Genomic DNA, 17,006 nt, shown 5'->3' on the forward strand with positions numbered 1-17,006 from the left:
CATCGTCATGGACATTTTCCGCCCCATCCTGGAGGCCGTGCTCAACACCCTGGGCAGCCTGGCGCCGTTCGCGCCGCTGCTGGCTTTGTGCATCGCGGCGGAAAAATTCTGGGCGAAATACCCGGTATCGAACAAGACCATCGCCATCAACCTGATCTACGTGGTGTGCGCGATGGCACTGGCCCACGGATGGGTGCTGCCCTGGCTTTTCAAGCTGAATGCCTTCATACCGCAGAACCTGTGGCACATCGAGCTGCATGCGGCGTTGACCTGGCGGGATGTGCTGCTGTGGCTCGGCTATCTGGTGCTGTACGACTTTCTGTACTACTGGTTTCACCGCTTGCAGCACATCGTGCCATGGCTCTGGCGCTACCACTTCGTGCACCATTCCGAGGAGAACATCTCGGCCGCGGCCTTTGCCCGCCACCACTGGCTGGAGGAGGTCTGGCGCTATGCCTTCATGACGGTGCCGCTGCTGGTGATCGTGGGCAATCCGCAGGTGCCGTTCGCCGTGGTTTCGGTCATCGTGACGTTTGCGATCCTGATGCACTGGAACACGCCAATAGGGTTTGGCCCGCTGGAGCGCGTTTTCATCACGCCGCGCTACCACCGCATTCACCACTCCATCGAAGAGCAGCACATGAACAGGAATTTTGGCGCCTTCCTGCAGCTGTGGGACTGGCTGTTCAAAACGCGCTATGTGCCACGGCCCGACGAATTTCCCTCCACCGGGGTTCGCGGGTACAGCGATCGGCATTTCCTGCGCTACATCCTGCCGGTTCCTCTTCTCGGCAAGGGCGAGGTTTCCCGGTAGCGAGGACCGGGCGTTTCCAGGATTCCGATGGTCATGCCTGCGCGCCGTTCCACCTGGCCACTGCTGCTGGGCAGCGCCGTGCTCATCGCGGGCGCGATCGCCGCCGCCTGGTTCGGCCAGCCGGTGGATGACACCCACACCGCAACGGGCGCCATGCTGATCGCGCCCGCGGTGCGGGGGGTTGCGGATTGCATTGCCAGGCCTGACCACCCCACGCCCGCGCGGCAGGCGCCCCTGCCGGGCTGCATGGGCCAAGAAGGGTCGGCTGCGGCACTGGTGGAATCCACCCTGCAGCGTTTGCAGCCCGACAGCCCCCAGGCGGGAACCGGGTTTCCCCTGGGCTACACGCTCACCGTGCCGCTGCTGCGGTTGTTTCGCGCCGAGGGCGCCGATTGGGTGGTGGACCAGGAGCGCGTGCAACGCGTGGTCCGCACGGTGCGCGACACCGCGCGGCCACTGATCCTGTTTTTGTCGGCCTCCTACTTTGCCCAGCAGGCGCCCATAGAACAGGTGCTGCTGGAGGACCAGCGAAACCTGGCCCGGACGCGCGATGGGGTTCTGCCGCCAGACACCTACCGCGGCGAAACGCTGTACCCCTGGAGCATGGCGCGCACCGATACGCCCATCACCGCCAGACGCATCCAGGCCATCCAGGCCTTGCTGGCGGCGCTGTGCGCGCTGCCCCAGGAAGATCTCGCCAAGATCCAGGGAATCACCTTGCTGGGCGAGCTGCACCAGCTGGCGCCGCACTTTGAAAGCGGCATGGGCTTTACCCCTTTCTACCGGGTGACCGACTACGGCCCTGCCTCGGAAGTCGCGTTTCGCGACTATCTGCGGCAAAAGTTCACGACGATAGAAGAACTGAACGCGGCGATGGGCGAGAGTTACCCGGGTTTCGGCGACGTGCAGCCGCCCTCGCGCGACCTGCGCACGGAGCACCTGAGCCGCTACACCGAGCACATCGATTCATTTGCCCAGGGCAGCGTACCCATCTCCGGCTGGTCATGGATAGCGGGCAGCGCCGAGGCATTGTGGGTGCAGGTCTACCGCGATGGCAGCCTGATCGGCCGCGTGCCAGTCAACCAGGGGCGGCTGGATGTATTGCAAGCCAAGCCCGAGCTGGGAAGCGCCAGTACCGGCTGGCGGCTGGACATGGATTTCCGCTCCCTGCCCGCTGGCCTGCACCGTATCAGTGCCTTGCTGGAGCTGGCCCCTGGCAAGCTGGTCCACATCGGCTCGAAAGAGATTGCCGTGATGGGCAGGGAGAAACAGATACTGCGCCTGCCGCCTCAACGCGAGCTGCCAGCCACGGTGCCGGCGCCCCCCGGCATGCAGGCCAGCCTGGACATGCCGCCGGAGGGGCAGTCGCTCCATTACAACCCGCTGGTCCCGCTCTGGCATGCCTTTCGCAGGCAGCAGGTGATGGACTATCTGCGGCTATTCGATGGCATCGTGGCGCAATCGTGCCTCAGGACCGTTGCACGCTACACCCACCAAATGCTGCCGGGCGTTGTGCCGGGCTGGGATGCCAATAAATTCGCCCTCGACGATACCTTGAGGACCCAAGGGGATATTCGCCTGGGCGTGGACCTGCACGGCAGCGTCACCCACGACAAGGGCTTTGCCAAGCTGCTGGGCAGCCTGGGACAGCACGCGTATGGCATCACGGAGTTCATCCCGATGCGCGCCATGGATACCCAGGAATTGAAGACCACGCTGCAGCGGCATGCGATGCGCGGCGCCCGGTTTCTCACGTTCTTCCTCGAACCGCCCCTTGAAGAGCGGCCGGTACAGGCTGTGCCGTACGCGTTTTCCTTCGACCCGCACAACCCGCAGTTCGGCTCGGCGCAGCTGTACCGGGCCATGCAGGAGATCCTAGGGCCTGCGCCGGCGCAGTGACGGCGCGGGCGCCGCAGGCCCTCACCCCTGCCCTCTCCCAGGGGGAGAGGGGGAAAGCTCGGCCCGCGCCAAGGACAGGCCCTGCGCATCCTTGGCCGAGAGCAGGGGGGTGATGCCTTCAGGCCAGCGGATGGCCAGCTGCGCATCGTTCCAGGCGATGCAGCGCTCGGCCTGCGGCTGGTAGTAGGCGGTGGTCTTGTAGAGGAAATCGGCGCTGTCGCTGAGCACCAGGAAACCATGCGCGAGGCCGGGCGGAATCCAGAGCTGGCGCTGGTTGTCCTCGGACAGCTCCTCGCCCACCCACCGGCCGAAGGTGGGGGAACCCTGGCGGATATCGACGGCCACATCCCAGACGCGGCCGCGCACCACGCGCACCAGCTTGCCCTGGGCGTGCGGCGGCAGCTGGTAGTGCAGGCCGCGCAGCACGCCGCGGCTGGAGCGGCTGTGGTTGTCCTGCACGAACTGGTGGCGGGTGCCGGTGGCTTCGTCGAAGGCCTGCTGGTTGAAGCTCTCGTAGAAGAAGCCGCGTGCGTCGCCGAAGACCCTGGGGGCGATCAAGAGGACGTCGGGGATGGCGGTGGGGGTGATGTGCATGGGTTGGGCGGGAGCTTGCTGGAGGCTGTGGGAGCGGCTTCAGCCGCGAATACCCAGTGAATACAGCCCGCGCAAATACTGCCCGTAAGCGTTTTTCAGCAGTGGCTGGGCCAATTTTTCCAGCTGCGCGGAATCGATCCAGCGCTGGCGCCAGGCGATTTCCTCGGGGCAGGCGACTTTCAGGCCCTGGCGCCGCTCGATGGTGGCGATGAACTGGCTGGCGTCGAGCAGGCTTTCGTGGGTGCCGGTATCGAGCCAGGCGTAGCCGCGGCCCATGAGCTGCACGGTGAGCTGGCGCTGATTCAGGTACAGGCGGTTCAGGTCGGTGATTTCCAGCTCGCCGCGCGCCGAGGGCTTGAGGGATTTGGCCAGATCGACCACCTGCCCGTCGTAGAAGTACAGGCCGGTGACGGCGTAGTTGGATTTGGGCGCATTGGGCTTCTCCTCGATGGAGAGCACCCGGCCGGTGCCGTCGAACTCGGCGACGCCGTAGCGCTCCGGGTCCAGCACGTGGTAGGCAAAGACGGTGGCGCCTTGCGCCTGGCCGTCTGCGCGCGCCAGCAGCGGCTGCAGGTCGTGGCCGTGGAAGATGTTGTCGCCCAGCACCAGCGTGCTCGGCGCGCCCGCAAGGAAGCGCTCGCCGATCAGAAAGGCCTGCGCCAGCCCATCGGGGCTGGGCTGCACCGCGTACTGCAGATGCAGGCCCCACTGGCTGCCGTCGCCCAGCAGCTGCTCGAAGCGCGGCGTGTCCTGCGGCGTGCTGATGACGAGGATGTCGCGGATGCCCGCCAGCATCAGCGTGCTGAGCGGGTAGTAGATCATGGGCTTGTCGTACACCGGCAGCAATTGCTTGCTGATGGCCAGCGTGGCCGGGTGCAGGCGGGTGCCGGAGCCACCGGCGAGGATGATGCCTTTGCGTGGAGTCATGGAGGTTCTCAGGGTTCAGGCCGCGGGCAGCGGAAAAGCGGTATCGGGGAAGGCACGCAAGACCTTGTTGTCCATCGTCATCAGGGGCGCGTTCAGTTGCTGTGCCAGGGCGACGAATTCACAATCGTAGGCGGAGCAGTCGCTCTGCCGCACCAGACGCAGCACCGCATCGGACGGCACTTCGTATTCTGCGCCGCGCATCAGCGCCTGCGCCTCATCCTGGATGGCGATGGCCTGCTCCAGCGTCAGCATGCGCCGGCGCAGGCAGCCCGCGAGCACGTTGCGCAGCTCACTGCGCCAGAGCCAGGGTGCGGCCCATTCGGACTGCTGTTGCAGTAGCGTTTCAGCAGCCGCCGTATGTTCGCCCGGCAGGTACAGATAGGCGAGCACGTTGGTATCGACAACGATCACGCACGGCCTTCGCGCTTGAAGGCATCAAGGTCTTGCGCGCTGAACCGGTGCGCAAGACCTTGGCGCAGGGCACGGGCACGCGCAAGCCGCTCCGTCGGCTGCACGGCGGCAGGCAGCAGCATGGCCTCCAGGCACACGATGGCTTCGCTGTTGAGGCTGCGGCGGTTGGTTTTGGCCGCGAGTTTGAGCCGCTCGTAGACCGGCTCGGGGATGTTTTTGAGTGTCAAGGTGGTGGACATGGCGACAACTCCACAATGGAACCATTTTGGTTGCATTGTACCAACCGCAGCCAAGGCACGCGCCTTACAGAATCTCTGCCAGCATGCGCGCCACGCCCTGCTGCCACGGCGGCAGCGTCAGGCCGAAGGTGGTTTGCAGCCTGGTGCAATCCAGACGCGAGTTGTGCGGGCGCCGGGCCGGCGTGGGGAAGCTGCTGGTAGGCACCGGCGCCATCTCGGTTGCTTTGATTTGAATAGCTGGCTGCGCTTGCCTGGCTTGCGTTATCACGTATTTTGCATAGGCATGCCAATTGGTCTCGCCCGCCGCCGCGCAGTGGTACAGGCCAGCATCCTGCGGGCGCTGGCGCAGGTGGCGGATGGCGTGGGCGGTGACGTCGGCCAGCAGGTCGGCGCCGGTGGGCGCGCCCCATTGGTCGTCAATCACCGTCAGCTTCTCGCGCTCCTGCGCCAGGCGCAGCATGGTCTTGGCAAAGTTGCCGCCGCGCGCGGCGTAGACCCAGCTGGTGCGCAGTATCAAATGCTGGCAGCCCGACTGCTGGATGAGTTGCTCGCCCTCCAGCTTGGTGGCGCCATAGACGGACAGCGGGCCGGTGGCGGCGTCTTCCGCGCGCGGCGCATCGCCGCTGCCGTCAAACACGTAGTCGGTGCTGTAGTGCACCAGCAGCGCGCCGATGGCCTTGGCCTCCTGGGCGACACGCCCGGGCGTGGTGGCGTTGAGCAGGCGGGCGAAGTCGGGCTCACTCTCTGCTTTGTCCACTGCCGTGTGGGCGGCGGCGTTGACGATGACATCCGGTTGGATAGCGCGCACCGCAGCAACGACGCCTTCCGGCTGGGAAAAATCACCGCAATGGTCGCTACTGTCAAAATCCAGCGCCGTGACCTGTCCGAGCACGGACAGGCTGCGTTGCAGCTCCCAGCCGACCTGGCCGCTTTTGCCTAAAAGCAGGATATTCATACGCTCGCTTGACCACTCGGTATGTGCTCCTTCCCCCGCTGGGGGAAGGTGGGGATGGGGGCTGCGGGCGTCACAACGCGATTGCCGGAAGCCCCCACCCCTGCCCTCCCCCAGAGGGGGAGGGAGTGAAACCAGGACTCAGCCTGCATAGTGTTTTGCCACCCATTCGCGGTAGGCACCAGACTGCACCGTCGCCACCCATTCGGGGTGGTCCAGGTACCACTGCACGGTCTTGCGGATGCCGGTGGCGAAGGTCTCGGCCGGGCGCCAGGCAAGTTCGCGCTCCAGCTTGCGCGCGTCGATGGCGTAGCGCCGGTCGTGGCCGGGGCGGTCGGTGACGTAGGTGATCTGTGCGGCATAAGGCTGACCATCGCCGCGCGGGCGCAGTTCGTCGAGCAGCGCGCAGACGAGCTTCACGATCTCGATGTTGGGCATCTCGTTCCAGCCGCCGACGTTGTAGGTCTCGCCCAGCCGGCCGGCGTCGAGCACGCGGCGGATGGCGCTGCAATGGTCGCGCACATAGAGCCAGTCGCGCACCTGCATGCCGTCGCCGTAAATCGGCAGCGGCTTGCCGGCCAGGGCGTTGACGATGACCAGGGGAATCAGTTTTTCAGGGAAGTGCAGCGGGCCGTAGTTGTTGCTGCAGTTGGTGGTGAGCACCGGCAGGCCGTAGGTGTGGTGCCAGGCGCGCACCAGATGGTCGGACGCGGCCTTGCTGGCGGAATACGGGCTGTTGGGTTCGATCTTGTTGTCTTCGGTGAAGGCTGGATCACTGGGCGAGAGCGTGCCGTAGACCTCGTCGGTGCTGACGTGCAGGAAGCGGAATGCTTGCTTCTCAATAGCAGGCAGCGCGCTCCAGTAGTGCCTTGCGGCCTCCAACAGCCTGAACGTGCCGACGACGTTGGTCTGGATGAAGTCCTCGGGACCGTGGATGGAGCGATCGACATGGCTCTCGGCGGCGAAGTTGACGATGGCGCGGGGCTGGTGCTCGGCCAGCAGCTTGTCCAGCAGTGCGCGGTCGCCGATGTCGCCCTGCACGAAATGGTGGCGCGCATCGCCCTGCAGGCTTTGCAGGTTGTGCAGGTTGCCGGCGTAGGTGAGCTTGTCGAGGTTGAGAACAGGCTCGTCGCTGTTGCCAAGCCAGTCGAGAACGAAGTTGGCGCCGATGAAGCCGGCGCCGCCGGTGACAAGAATCATGGGAATTCAAAGGCGGTGGGAGAAGCGCCGATTATCCCGCCTCACGCCTCACGCCTCACCCAGACGCCGCGCAGCAATCTCCAGCAGGCCGTCGAAGATCAGGTTTTCCACCAGCTCAAAGGGGCGTGTCATGCTGGGCATCATCTTCCAGCCGGCGCCGCCGGTCATGATGCAGGCCGGCGCCAGCCCGGTGTGCTCGCGCAGATGCTGCCAGGTGCGCTCCACCGCGCCGGCAATCGCATAGGTGCCGCCGCTGGTCAGCGCATCGCTGGTGTTGGTGGGGAACGGCCGCACTTCGCCGGTGGGCACGCTCAGGCCGGCGGTGCCGGCCTCCAGCGCGCGCAGCATGATGCCGTGGCCCGGCAGGATCAGGCCGCCGAGAAAGCGCCCCTCGGTATCGATGGCCTCCACCGTCACGGCCGTGCCCACCATCACCAGCACGATGGGCCGCGCCGCGCCCTGCGCCAGCACGTGGTGGCGCGCGCCTATCATGGCCACCCAGCGGTCGGCGCCCAGGCGCGCGGGATGGTCGTAGCTGTTGGCGACGCCCGCCTCTTCCGTGCCCGGCACCACCCATTGCGGCGAGACATCCCAGGCGTCCATCTGCTCCTGCACCAGGCGCTTGATGGCGTCTCCCGCGACGACGCAGCCCAGTACCCGCGTGGGCGCGGCCAGCGCGGCCCAGGCGCCATCGGCGAGGCGGTCGATGTGGTCGAGAAACTCCACGCCATGCGCCAGCATCTGCGCGCCGGCGCGCGGCGCATCGAACAAAGCCCACTTCAGGCGCGTATTACCGACGTCGATGGCTAGCAAGCTCATAGGGCGGATTATGTAGAAAAATCGGTTCAACCCGGGCAGTCTGCCCAGGATTGTCAAGGATCGTGTCTTTGACGGGCGCGCCGCCGTTCAGGACTCCGGCGCAGCTATAGTGGAATCTTTGCAACCAGAGGAGGTAGGCACCATGGGATTGTTCAGTTTCATCAAGGAAGCCGGAGAAAAGCTGTTCGGCACGGCGCACGCCGCCGAGGCCGCCGCTCCCTCGCAGGCCGATCTGAATGCCAAGGCCGGCCAGGCGATCGAGGCCTACATCGCCACGCAGAACCTGGGCGTGAGCGACGTGAAGGTGGCGTTTGCCGGCCCCGAGGGCACGGTGACGGTGACGGGCACGGCGCCCACGCAGACCGCGAAGGAGAAGGTGACGCTGTGCTGCGGCAACGTCTCCAGCGTGACCAGCGTGGACAACCAGATGGCGGTGACCAACCCCGAGCCCGAAGCGCAGTACCACGACGTGGTGCGCGGCGATACGCTGAGCGCGATCGCCAAGAAGTTCTATGGCGACGCGAACAAGTACCCGGTGATTTTCGAGGCCAACAAGCCCATGCTCACGCACCCGGACAAGATCTACCCGGGGCAGAAGCTGCGCATTCCGGCGCTGGCCAAGTAAAGAGCTTCCTGGTGGGGAAAACTGCCGGTGCTTCTGGGGACCGGCAGTTTTTTTATGTCCAGTCGGGCGCGATCGCGCTGCGCAACTCGCGGCGCAGCGCCTGGCAGTCGGGAACCACGCCCCGCACGATGGTCCAGAAGCGCGGGCCGTGGTTCATCTCGCGCAGGTGGGCGAGTTCGTGCACCACCACGTAGTCGATCACCTCGGGGCGCCAGTGCATCAGGCGCCAGTTCAGGCGGATGGTGCCGCTGCTTGATGCGCTGCCCCAGCGCGTGGCGGCGCTGGTCAGCATCAGCCGCGCGGGTGCGACGCCCATGGCGGGCGCGAAGTGGGCGACACGGGCGGCGAAATGCGTGCGCGCCTGGTGCTGGAACCAGGCCTGCACGCGCGAGCGGATCAGTGCGGCATCGGCGTCAGAACCAAGACCGATGTGCAATTCGCCGCCGCGCAGCTCGGGCGCGCGCCAGCGCTCGCCAGTGCGCAGGACCAACGCGGCGCCGAGCCAGGGGAGGTGACCGCCATCCGCCCAGAGGATGCGGGCGGCGCTCTCGCGTGCTTCGCGCAGCTGCCTGTCGTGCAGCTTGCGGGTGATCCAGCCGGATTTTTCCTGCAGCGCGGATTCAATCGTCGCCAGCGTGGCCCAGGCGGGCGCGCGCACCGTGAGGCCGCTGGCACCCACGATGAAGCCAATGCTGCGCCTGCGCGCACGCTGCAATTCGTAGGGGACGACGCTGCCCGCAAGCAGCAGCTGGCGCTGGCTCACGTCACTGGTATGCGTCGGGGTCGAGGCGCCGCATCTCGGCCTCGATCCACGCCTGCACCTCGTGCATGAGTTCCTCGGCCTTGCGGCCAGTGCTGGCAATCGGCGCGCCGATGGAAACCTCCACCACGCCCGGCCGCTTGGTGAAGCCGCTCTTGGGCCAGACACGCCCCGAGGTGACGGCCACCGGCACCACGGGCACGCCCGCCGCGATCGCCAGGCGCGCGCCGCTCACCATGTATTTGCCGACGCTGCCGCGCGGCGTGCGCGTGCCTTCGGGGAACATCACCACCCAGATGCCTTCGGAGAGCAGCCGCCGGCCCTGCTTGATGACGCGCACGAAGGCGCGCGTGGGATGGCCGCGGTCGATGTGGATCATGTCCATGCAGGCCATGGACCAGCCGAAGAACGGGATGTGCAGCAGTTCCCGCTTGAACACATAGGCCACGCGCCGCGGCAGGATGGCGGGCATCATGAAGGTCTCATAGGCCGACTGGTGCTTGACCAGCAGCACCACGCCCTGGGCCGGGTCGGTGGGCAGGTTTTCCAGGCCGGTGACGTGGCGCTTGATGCCCAGCAAGGGGCGCGCGACGTCGGCGGCGAGCGCCAGCCAGGCACGCGCCGGGATGTAGCTGCCTTGCGGGCCGCCACCGAAGGCACGCGCCAGCAGCACGGCGAGCGTGTAGGGGATCACCGTGATGACGAGCACCAGCATGTAGAGGATGGAGCGGATCAGGGCCATGGATTGCTCAGGGGATGTGGTGAAGACTGAAAGCCCCCACCCCGCCCATCTGGGAGTAAAGAGTGCGCATGGGAATTGTGGTTTTAGGCTCCTTCCCCCTCTGGGGGAAGGCTGGGATGGGGGCACGGGGCGCATCCGTGGGCGCTGCGCTTGTTCCGTCGCCGCACGCCCCCACCCCTGCCCTCCCCCAGAGGGGGAGGAAGTCATATCGGTAAGGGGAGAGGTGCTTGCGCGACAAAGCCATCAAGCAGCCAGCCGCGAAAGATCGGCCACGCGGTTCATGGCGTCGTGCAGGGTCTTGAGCAGGCCCAGGCGGTTCAGACGCAAGTCCGCCTCTTCGGCATTGACCATCACATGCTCGAAGAAGGCATCGACGGGCGCGCGCAGGGCGGCCAGGGTCGTGAGGCTGGCGGTGTAGTCGCCCTGGCCATACTGCGCATCGGCTTTTGGCGCGATGGCTTTCAGCGCCGCATGCAGGTCTTTTTCCGCCGCCTCGCGCAGCAGTTCCGGGTTGACGTGGGCGTCCACATCGCCCGCTTTTTTCAGGATGTTGGTCACGCGCTTGTTGGCCGCGGCGAGCGCCGGGGCTTCGGGCAGGCGGGCGAAGGCGCGCACCGCTTCAAGCTGCGGCGCCACCTGGGCCAGCCGTTGCGGGCGCAACGCGAGCACGGCATCGACCTCCTGCGCGCTGTAGCCCTGCTCGCGCAGGCTGCCTGCAAGGCGCTCGTAGATGAAGGTGGAGAGCTCTGCAGTGGGGTTGGTTATTTTGGCCCCAAACGCAGGCAGGGCATGCGCAAGCAGCTCTGGTAATGAGAGTGGCAGATTCTTTTCCACCAGCATGCGGATCACGCCCAGCGCATGGCGGCGCAGCGCGAATGGGTCGCGGTCGCCCGTGGGCGGGTTGCCGGTGCCGAACATGCCCACCAGGGTTTCGAGCTTGTCGGCCAGCGCCACCACCACACCCACGGTCTCGCGCGGCAGCGCGTCGCCCGCGAAGCGCGGCTTGTAGTGGTCTTCGATGGCGTGCGCCACCTCGTCGGGCAGCCCGTCGTTGACCGCGTAGTAGGCGCCCATGGTGCCCTGCAGCTCGGGGAATTCACCCACCATGTCGGTCACGAGGTCGGTCTTGGCGAGCAGCGCGGCGTTGTCTATGCAGGTGAGCAGCCAGTCTTCGGCGATCTCGCCCTCGGGCGTCTGCAGCAGCGCGTTGGCGTGCGTGAGGTGCGCAAAAAGCTGGCTGCCGATGGCCTTGGCGATGGCGCGCACGCGCTGCACGCGCTCGCCCTGGGTGCCGAGCTGGTGGTGATAGACCACCTTGGCGAGTTGCGGCACGCGGCTCGCCAGCGTCTTCTTGCGGTCCTGGTCGAAGAAGAATTTGGCATCCGCCAGGCGCGGGCGCACCACGCGCTCGTTGCCTTCGATGACGGCACTGGGGTCGTCGGGATGAATGTTGCTCACGACGAGGAAACGGTGGGTGAGCTTGCCTTGTGCATCGAGCAGCGGAAAGTACTTCTGGTTGGCCTTCATCGTGAGGATCAGGCATTCCTGCGGCACCGTGAGGTATTCGGCATCGAACTGGCAGGTGAGGACATTGGGGCGCTCGACCAGCGCGGTCACTTCGTCGAGCAGCGCTTCGTCTTCGATCGCATGCGCGCCGCCGCCCACAGCCTGCGCGGCAGCGGCGAGCTGGCGTGCGATCTCGGCCCGGCGCTCGCCAAAGCTGGCGATCACCGCGCCCTCATCCTGCAGTTGCCGGGCGTAGCTGTCGGCGTTCTTGATTTCAATGGGGTCGTGCGCCGCCTCGAACCGATGGCCGTGCGTGCTGCGCCCTGCCGTGAGGCCCAGCGCCTGAACCGGCAGCACCGCATCGCCATGCAGCGCAACAAGGCCGTGGGCCGGGCGCACGAAGTGCACGCTGCTCCAGCCGTCCGCAAGCTGGTAGCGCATGACCTTGGGAATGGGCAGCTTGGCGATGGCCTCTGAGAGCGCCTTCTGCACGCCCACCGCCAGCGCCACGCCCGCCACCGTGCTGTGCAGGTAAAGCACCTGCGCCTTGCCGTCATCGACGCGTTCGAGTTGCGGCACGGCAGCGGCATCCGCCCCGAGCGCGGCGAGCTTCTTGAGCAGCGCGGGCGTGGGCTGGCCATCCGCCGCAAGCCCGACCGACGCGGGCATGAGCTTGTGCGACACCGCCTTGTCCTCGGCCTGCGCGCGCACCGCACTCACCTGCACCGCCAGGCGCCGGGGTGTGGCAAAGGCCGTGGCCTGCGAACCTGCTTCGGTCAGGCCCTGCGCCGCCAGTTGCTGAAAGAACACGTCGGCAAACGCATTCCCCAGATGGCGCAACGCCTTGGGCGGCAATTCTTCAACAAACAGCTCAACAAGCAAATGGGCGGTGGTCATATCACATTCGATAGCTGCTCGCGCTTGATGGATAAGCGCTGAAGCCGTATTTCGTTCAAATTTTCAAGCAGAGTCTGCCTGCGCTCAGGCGGCCTTCTTCTGCTGCTTTTCTGCGGCCTTTTCCAGATCGGCCAGCACTTCCTCGGCATGCGCTTTCGGTGCCATCGGGAAGCCCAGACGTGCACGGCTGTCCAGATAGCTCTTGGCCACGGCGCGCGCCAGGTTGCGGATGCGCGCGATGTAAGCGGCGCGCTCGGTCACGCTGATCGCGCCGCGCGCGTCGAGCAGATTGAAGGTGTGCGCGGCCTTGAGCACCTGCTCGTAGGCGGGCAGCGCGAGCTGCTCGGCCACCAGGTGCTGCGCCTGCTTTTCATGCGCACCAAAGGCGGTGAAGAGAAAGTCAGCGTCCGAATGCTCGAAGTTGTAGGTGGATTGCTCCACCTCGTTCTGGTGGTAGACGTCGCCGTAGGTCAGGCCCTCGGTCCAGACCAGGTCGTAGACGTTGTCCACGCCCTGCAGGTACATCGCCAGGCGCTCCAGCCCGTAGGTGATCTCGCCGGTGGCGGGGCGGCATTCGATGCCACCGACCTGCTGGAAGTAGGTGAACTGCGTCACTTCCATGCCGTTGAGCCAGACCTCCCAGCCCAGGCCCCAGGCGCCGAGCGTGGGGTTTTCCCAGTCGTCTTCGACGAAGCGGATGTCGTTCTTCTTGAGGTCAAAACCCAGCGCGGTGAGGCTGCCCAGATACAGATCAAGGATATTGGCCGGGGCGGGCTTGAGCACCACCTGGTACTGGTAGTAGTGCTGCAGGCGGTTGGGGTTGTCGCCATAGCGGCCATCCTTGGGGCGGCGGCTGGGCTGCACATAGGCGGCCTTCCAGGGCTCGGGGCCGAGCGCTCTCAGAAAAGTAGCTGTGTGCGATGTGCCGGCGCCGACTTCCATGTCGTAGGGCTGCAGGAGCGCGCAGCCTTGCGCGGCCCAGTAGGTCTGGAGCTGGAGGATGATGTTTTGGAAGGTCTGCATGCGAAAGGCGCTTGTATCGTGTGGCTTTGGCGCACACGTGAATCAACGATTTTAGGCGGTAGGGGTTTCTGTTGAGGTTCAGCGTCTGATTACGGAGTGGGGGCCGGGTCTCGCCCCGGCGGGCGACTCACTTTCTTTTGCTTCGCCAAAAGAAAGTAAGCAAAGAAAAGGCGACCCCACGCCTGCGACCCCCGCGCTTCGCTTCGGGGCAACCTGCGTCGCGAGGCTTGCGGGGTGCGCCGCATAACTCGCTTTACGCTTGCGCGCTCCGCTCGGACAAATGCGGCGAGCATGTTCACGAAGCGTCTGCATCCTTCGGTGCAGCCGCCACACCGCAAGCCTCGCGCCGCAGGCGCAGCCGAAGGGGGTGGGGGCGGATACGGGTACGGGTACGGGTACGGGTACGGGAAAAGTGCCAGCACAGGCGCACCGTTTCGTTTTCAGCGCGATGCTCGCACAGGTCTCTTCGGGGTCCCCTCTGCCCGTGCCGAGAAGCGCAGTGACTGCAGTGGGCTTGGGCAGTGGAACATGCCCAAGCATCGTCATCTGACTTGCTGCGGCTGTCTGAGCGGAGCGCGCAAGCGCGAAGCGAGTTCCGCAGCACCACTGCAGGCGCGAGCATCGCAGGTTGCCCGGAGCGAAGCGAAGGGACACGGGCAGCGGGGTCGCCTTTTCTTTGCTTACTTTCTTTTGGCGAAGCAAAAGAAAGTAAGTCGCCCGCCGGGGCGAAATCCCGGCCGACGACGCTTGCAAAAAGCAAGCCTCTGGAAATGCACAAGCCGCAAGCCCCTCACCCCAACCCTCTCCCCAAAGGGGCGAGGGAGCAAAGCCCCCACCCATCCTCCCCCGGCGGGGGAGGGGAAAAGTCAGATATGCAGCGCGTGCCCCAGCGCCCTGAGCGCCGCCTCCTGCACCGCCTCGCCCAGCGTCGGATGCGCGTGAATCGTCCCCGCCACATCCTCCAGCCGCGCCCCCATCTCTATCGACTGCCCGAACGCCGCCGAGAGTTCGGAAACGCTGTGCCCCACCGCATGCCAGCCGATGATGACGTGGTCCTGCTTGCGCGCCAGCACCCGCACGAATCCGCCCTCGGCCCCCAGCGTCATCGCGCGCCCATTGGCCGCGAACGGAAAGCTCGCCTCGATGGTCTCGATGCCCGCCGCCTTGGCCTCGGCCGTCGTCATGCCGCAGACCACGACCTCGGGGTCGGTGAAGCACACCGCTGGGATCGCCATGGGCTCGAAGCGCCGCGGCTTGCCCGCGATCTGCTCGGCCACGCATTCGCCCTGCGCCATCGCGCGGTGGGCGAGCACGGGCTCGCCCGTCACGTCGCCGATCGCCCAGACATTGCGCATGGAGGTGGCGCAATGCGCATCGATAGCGATGGCCCGCCCGTTCATCGTCAGGTGCAGGCTTTCGATGCCAAAGCCCGTGGCGCGCGGGCGGCGGCCCACGGCGACGAGCACCTTGTCGGCCGGCAGCGCGAATTCGTCGGCCCGGGCGTTGCGCACATGCACGCCGTTCTTCGCGTCGTAGCTCGCCACGCTGCAGCCCAGGTGCAGCACCACGCCGGCTTTCTTCAGGCTGTAAAGCACGGGCTTGGTCAGCGCCTCGTCGTAGCGCGGCAGGATGTCGGGCGCGGCCTCGACCACAGTCACCTCGGTACCCAGCTTGCGGTAGGCGAAGCTCAGCTCCAGACCGATGTAGCCCGCGCCCACGACCACCAGGCGCCTGGGCAGCTCGGCGGGCGAGAGCGCGTCGGTCGAGGACCAGATCGCCCCGCCGAAGGGCATGTTGGGCAGTGCCACGGGCTCGGAGCCGGTGGCGATCAACAAGTGCTCGCAGCGCACGCGCACTGCTTCGTCACCCACTTGCACGACGGCGGTTTTGCCGTCTTCCACCGTCGCCCAGCCTTGCAGCACCTGCACGCCCGCCTTGCGCAGCAGCACGCCCACGCCGCTGGTCAGGCGCTTGACGATGCCGTCCTTCCAGCGCACGGTCTGCGCCAGATCGAGCGTCGGCTCTTTCACATGGATGCCCATGGGCGAATGGCCCGCCGCCTGCATGCGCGCCTGCTCAAAATCGTGCGCTGCATGGATCAGCGCCTTCGACGGAATGCAGCCGATGTTCAGGCACGTGCCACCCAGACTTGCACCCTCGGCGAGCACCGTGGGCACACCGAGTTGCCCGGCGCGGATGGCCGCGACGTAGCCGCCGGGGCCGCCGCCGATCACCAGCAGTTGGGTAGAAATTTCTTTCATGTTCTTGCCTCCCGCGGTCATTCAATGAAAAGCAGCGCCGGGGCTTCCAGCAGGCTGCGCACGGCCTGGATGAAGCGCGCCGCATCCATGCCATCGACCACACGGTGGTCAAACGAAGAAGACAGGTTCATGAGCTGGCGCGCCACGACCTGGCCTTCGCGGAACATGGGCCGCTCGATGATGCGGTTCACGCCCACGATCGCCACCTCGGGGTGGTTGATCACCGGCGTGCTCACGATGCCGCCCAGCGGCCCCAGACTCGTGAGCGTGATGGTCGAGCCCGAAAGCTCCTCGCGCGGCGCCTTGCCCGTGCGCGCGCCCTCGGCCACGCGCGCCACGCCGGCGGCGCATTGCCACAGATCAAGCGCCTCGGCATGGCGCAGCACCGGCACCATCAGCCCGCCCTCGGTCTGCGTGGCGATGCCCAGGTGCACGGGCTCGTAGCGCGTGACCACGCCCGCGTCGTCGTCAAAGCGCGCGTTGATCTGCGGAAAATCGCGCAGCGCGACGACCATCGCACGGATCAGCAAGGGCAGCAGCGTGAGCTTGCCGCGCGTGCTGCCGTGCAGCTGGTTGAGCCTGGCACGCAGGGCTTCGAGCTCGGTGACGTCCACCTCTTCCACATAGCTGAAATGCGGAATGCGGCGCTTGGCCTCCTGCATCTTCTGCGCGATCTTGCGGCGCAGGCCGATGACCGGTATGGCCGCTTCGCCATTGCGCTCCACATAGATCGAGCCGCCCGCAGCGGGTGCGCCGCCGCGCGCTGCCCAGGCATCGAGGTCTTCGTGCAGGATGCGCCCGGCCGGGCCACTGCCTGGCACCAGACGTAATTCGATGCCCATTTCCAGCGCACGCTGGCGCACCGAGGGCGCTGCCAGTGGGCGCTCACCCTCTTTGCGCACGACGTGTTGGGCTACTGGTTTTGCCACGGGGGCTGCCTTGGATGCGGCCACGCTCACCGGCTTTACTCCCTCCCCTTCCGGGGGAGGGTTGGGGTGGGGGCTATTCGCATGAGCCACTTGTCCCGCACGCACGCCCCCATCCCTGCCTTCCCCCAGAGGGGGAAGGGGTGGGGAGTCTTTCAGATTGCCCTCGCCCTCCACCTCCAGGCGCACCAGCTCGGCGCCCACGGGCAGCACGTCGCCCACCTTGCCGCCGAAGGCGAGCACCTTGCCATGCACATGGCAGGGCACCTCCACCGTGGCCTTGTCGGTCATGATGTCGGCGATGACCTGGTCTTCGGCCACCGTATCGCCCACCTGCACATGCCAGGCGGCGATTTCCACTTCGGCGATGCCCTCTCCGATGTCGGGCACGCGGATGATGTAGATACCCAT

16 protein-coding genes are annotated in these 17,006 nt (G+C 66.3%); 3 read left to right on the plus strand and 13 right to left on the minus strand.

Annotation, left to right across the window (positions count from 1 at the left end; genetic code table 11):
- The first annotated feature begins 7 nt into the window (after positions 1–7).
- On the plus strand, positions 8–814 hold the full coding sequence (locus K320_RS18360) for a sterol desaturase family protein (protein WP_156913888.1): 807 nt from the start codon (positions 8–10) through the stop codon (positions 812–814).
- A 33-nt stretch (positions 815–847) separates the two neighbouring features.
- On the plus strand, positions 848–2,713 hold the full coding sequence (locus K320_RS0106955) for a hypothetical protein (protein WP_051384876.1): 1,866 nt from the start codon (positions 848–850) through the stop codon (positions 2,711–2,713).
- A gap of 21 nt (positions 2,714–2,734) precedes the next feature.
- On the opposite strand, the gene rfbC is transcribed toward K320_RS0106955, so the two are convergent.
- From rfbC to K320_RS0106990, 7 genes are all read right to left on the minus strand, one after another.
- The gene (gene rfbC / locus K320_RS0106960; protein ID WP_024538114.1) at positions 2,735–3,307 is read right to left on the minus strand and encodes a dTDP-4-dehydrorhamnose 3,5-epimerase; all 573 of its coding nucleotides are present in this window, start codon (positions 3,305–3,307) and stop codon (positions 2,735–2,737) included.
- Between the two features lie 39 nt (positions 3,308–3,346).
- Positions 3,347–4,234, minus strand: a complete 888-nt coding sequence (rfbA, locus tag K320_RS0106965) for a glucose-1-phosphate thymidylyltransferase RfbA (RefSeq protein WP_024538115.1) — start codon at positions 4,232–4,234, stop codon at positions 3,347–3,349.
- A 15-nt stretch (positions 4,235–4,249) separates the two neighbouring features.
- A complete protein-coding gene (locus K320_RS0106970) occupies positions 4,250–4,645 on the minus strand; it encodes a type II toxin-antitoxin system VapC family toxin (RefSeq protein WP_024538116.1) in 396 nt (131 codons plus the stop codon).
- The gene (locus K320_RS0106975) at positions 4,642–4,884 is read right to left on the minus strand and encodes a FitA-like ribbon-helix-helix domain-containing protein (RefSeq protein ID WP_024538117.1); all 243 of its coding nucleotides are present in this window, start codon (positions 4,882–4,884) and stop codon (positions 4,642–4,644) included. The genes K320_RS0106970 and K320_RS0106975 overlap by 4 nt, the downstream gene beginning before the upstream one ends.
- Positions 4,885–4,948: 64 nt before the next feature.
- Positions 4,949–5,839, minus strand: coding sequence for a dTDP-4-dehydrorhamnose reductase (rfbD, locus tag K320_RS0106980; protein ID WP_024538118.1), 891 nt, complete (start codon positions 5,837–5,839; stop codon positions 4,949–4,951).
- 138 nt (positions 5,840–5,977) lie between these two features.
- A complete protein-coding gene (rfbB, locus tag K320_RS0106985) occupies positions 5,978–7,036 on the minus strand; it encodes a dTDP-glucose 4,6-dehydratase (protein ID WP_024538119.1) in 1,059 nt (352 codons plus the stop codon).
- A gap of 48 nt (positions 7,037–7,084) precedes the next feature.
- Positions 7,085–7,855, minus strand: a complete 771-nt coding sequence (locus tag K320_RS0106990) for a type III pantothenate kinase (RefSeq protein WP_024538120.1) — start codon at positions 7,853–7,855, stop codon at positions 7,085–7,087.
- A 142-nt stretch (positions 7,856–7,997) separates the two neighbouring features.
- Here K320_RS0106990 and lysM point away from each other — a divergent pair, with 142 nt between their 5' ends.
- Positions 7,998–8,480: a peptidoglycan-binding protein LysM gene (gene lysM, locus K320_RS0106995; RefSeq protein ID WP_024538121.1), complete on the plus strand. Its 483-nt coding sequence runs from the start codon at positions 7,998–8,000 to the stop codon at positions 8,478–8,480.
- 52 nt (positions 8,481–8,532) lie between these two features.
- Here the strand turns inward: lysM and K320_RS0107000 are convergent, their stop codons facing one another.
- From K320_RS0107000 to K320_RS0107025, 6 genes are all read right to left on the minus strand, one after another.
- The gene (locus K320_RS0107000; protein ID WP_024538122.1) at positions 8,533–9,243 is read right to left on the minus strand and encodes a M48 family metallopeptidase; all 711 of its coding nucleotides are present in this window, start codon (positions 9,241–9,243) and stop codon (positions 8,533–8,535) included.
- A gap of 1 nt (position 9,244) precedes the next feature.
- A complete protein-coding gene (locus K320_RS0107005) occupies positions 9,245–9,982 on the minus strand; it encodes a lysophospholipid acyltransferase family protein (RefSeq protein WP_024538123.1) in 738 nt (245 codons plus the stop codon).
- 243 nt (positions 9,983–10,225) lie between these two features.
- Positions 10,226–12,385, minus strand: a complete 2,160-nt coding sequence (glyS, locus tag K320_RS0107010; RefSeq protein WP_024538124.1) for a glycine--tRNA ligase subunit beta — start codon at positions 12,383–12,385, stop codon at positions 10,226–10,228.
- An 84-nt stretch (positions 12,386–12,469) separates the two neighbouring features.
- Complete coding sequence (gene glyQ, locus K320_RS0107015) at positions 12,470–13,408, minus strand: glycine--tRNA ligase subunit alpha (protein ID WP_024538125.1); 939 nt, start codon at positions 13,406–13,408, stop codon at positions 12,470–12,472.
- An 866-nt stretch (positions 13,409–14,274) separates the two neighbouring features.
- The gene (gene lpdA, locus K320_RS0107020) at positions 14,275–15,669 is read right to left on the minus strand and encodes a dihydrolipoyl dehydrogenase (RefSeq protein ID WP_024538126.1); all 1,395 of its coding nucleotides are present in this window, start codon (positions 15,667–15,669) and stop codon (positions 14,275–14,277) included.
- 17 nt (positions 15,670–15,686) lie between these two features.
- Positions 15,687–17,006, minus strand: a complete 1,320-nt coding sequence (locus K320_RS0107025; protein WP_024538127.1) for a dihydrolipoamide acetyltransferase family protein — start codon at positions 17,004–17,006, stop codon at positions 15,687–15,689.

The sequence above is a fragment of the Comamonas badia DSM 17552 genome, from assembly GCF_000484635.1.
GTDB classification, from domain to species: Bacteria; Pseudomonadota; Gammaproteobacteria; order Burkholderiales; family Burkholderiaceae_C; genus Comamonas_C; species Comamonas_C badia.

What these genes read in the sequence shown, in the direction of transcription:
- K320_RS18360 (WP_156913888.1), top strand. Translation starts at nt 8, where the DNA reads ATGGACATTTTCCGCCCCATCCTGGAGGCCGTGCTCAACACCCTGGGC.
- K320_RS0106955 (WP_051384876.1), top strand. Translation starts at nt 848, where the DNA reads ATGCCTGCGCGCCGTTCCACCTGGCCACTGCTGCTGGGCAGCGCCGTG.
- rfbC (WP_024538114.1), bottom strand. Translation starts at nt 3,307, where the DNA reads ATGCACATCACCCCCACCGCCATCCCCGACGTCCTCTTGATCGCCCCC.
- rfbA (WP_024538115.1), bottom strand. Translation starts at nt 4,234, where the DNA reads ATGACTCCACGCAAAGGCATCATCCTCGCCGGTGGCTCCGGCACCCGC.
- K320_RS0106975 (WP_024538117.1), bottom strand. Translation starts at nt 4,884, where the DNA reads ATGTCCACCACCTTGACACTCAAAAACATCCCCGAGCCGGTCTACGAG.
- rfbD (WP_024538118.1), bottom strand. Translation starts at nt 5,839, where the DNA reads ATGAATATCCTGCTTTTAGGCAAAAGCGGCCAGGTCGGCTGGGAGCTG.
- rfbB (WP_024538119.1), bottom strand. Translation starts at nt 7,036, where the DNA reads ATGATTCTTGTCACCGGCGGCGCCGGCTTCATCGGCGCCAACTTCGTT.
- K320_RS0106990 (WP_024538120.1), bottom strand. Translation starts at nt 7,855, where the DNA reads ATGAGCTTGCTAGCCATCGACGTCGGTAATACGCGCCTGAAGTGGGCT.
- lysM (WP_024538121.1), top strand. Translation starts at nt 7,998, where the DNA reads ATGGGATTGTTCAGTTTCATCAAGGAAGCCGGAGAAAAGCTGTTCGGC.
- K320_RS0107005 (WP_024538123.1), bottom strand. Translation starts at nt 9,982, where the DNA reads ATGGCCCTGATCCGCTCCATCCTCTACATGCTGGTGCTCGTCATCACG.
- glyS (WP_024538124.1), bottom strand. Translation starts at nt 12,385, where the DNA reads ATGACCACCGCCCATTTGCTTGTTGAGCTGTTTGTTGAAGAATTGCCG.
- glyQ (WP_024538125.1), bottom strand. Translation starts at nt 13,408, where the DNA reads ATGCAGACCTTCCAAAACATCATCCTCCAGCTCCAGACCTACTGGGCC.
- lpdA (WP_024538126.1), bottom strand. Translation starts at nt 15,669, where the DNA reads ATGAAAGAAATTTCTACCCAACTGCTGGTGATCGGCGGCGGCCCCGGC.
- K320_RS0107025 (WP_024538127.1), bottom strand. Translation starts at nt 17,006, where the DNA reads ATGGGTATCTACATCATCCGCGTGCCCGACATCGGAGAGGGCATCGCC.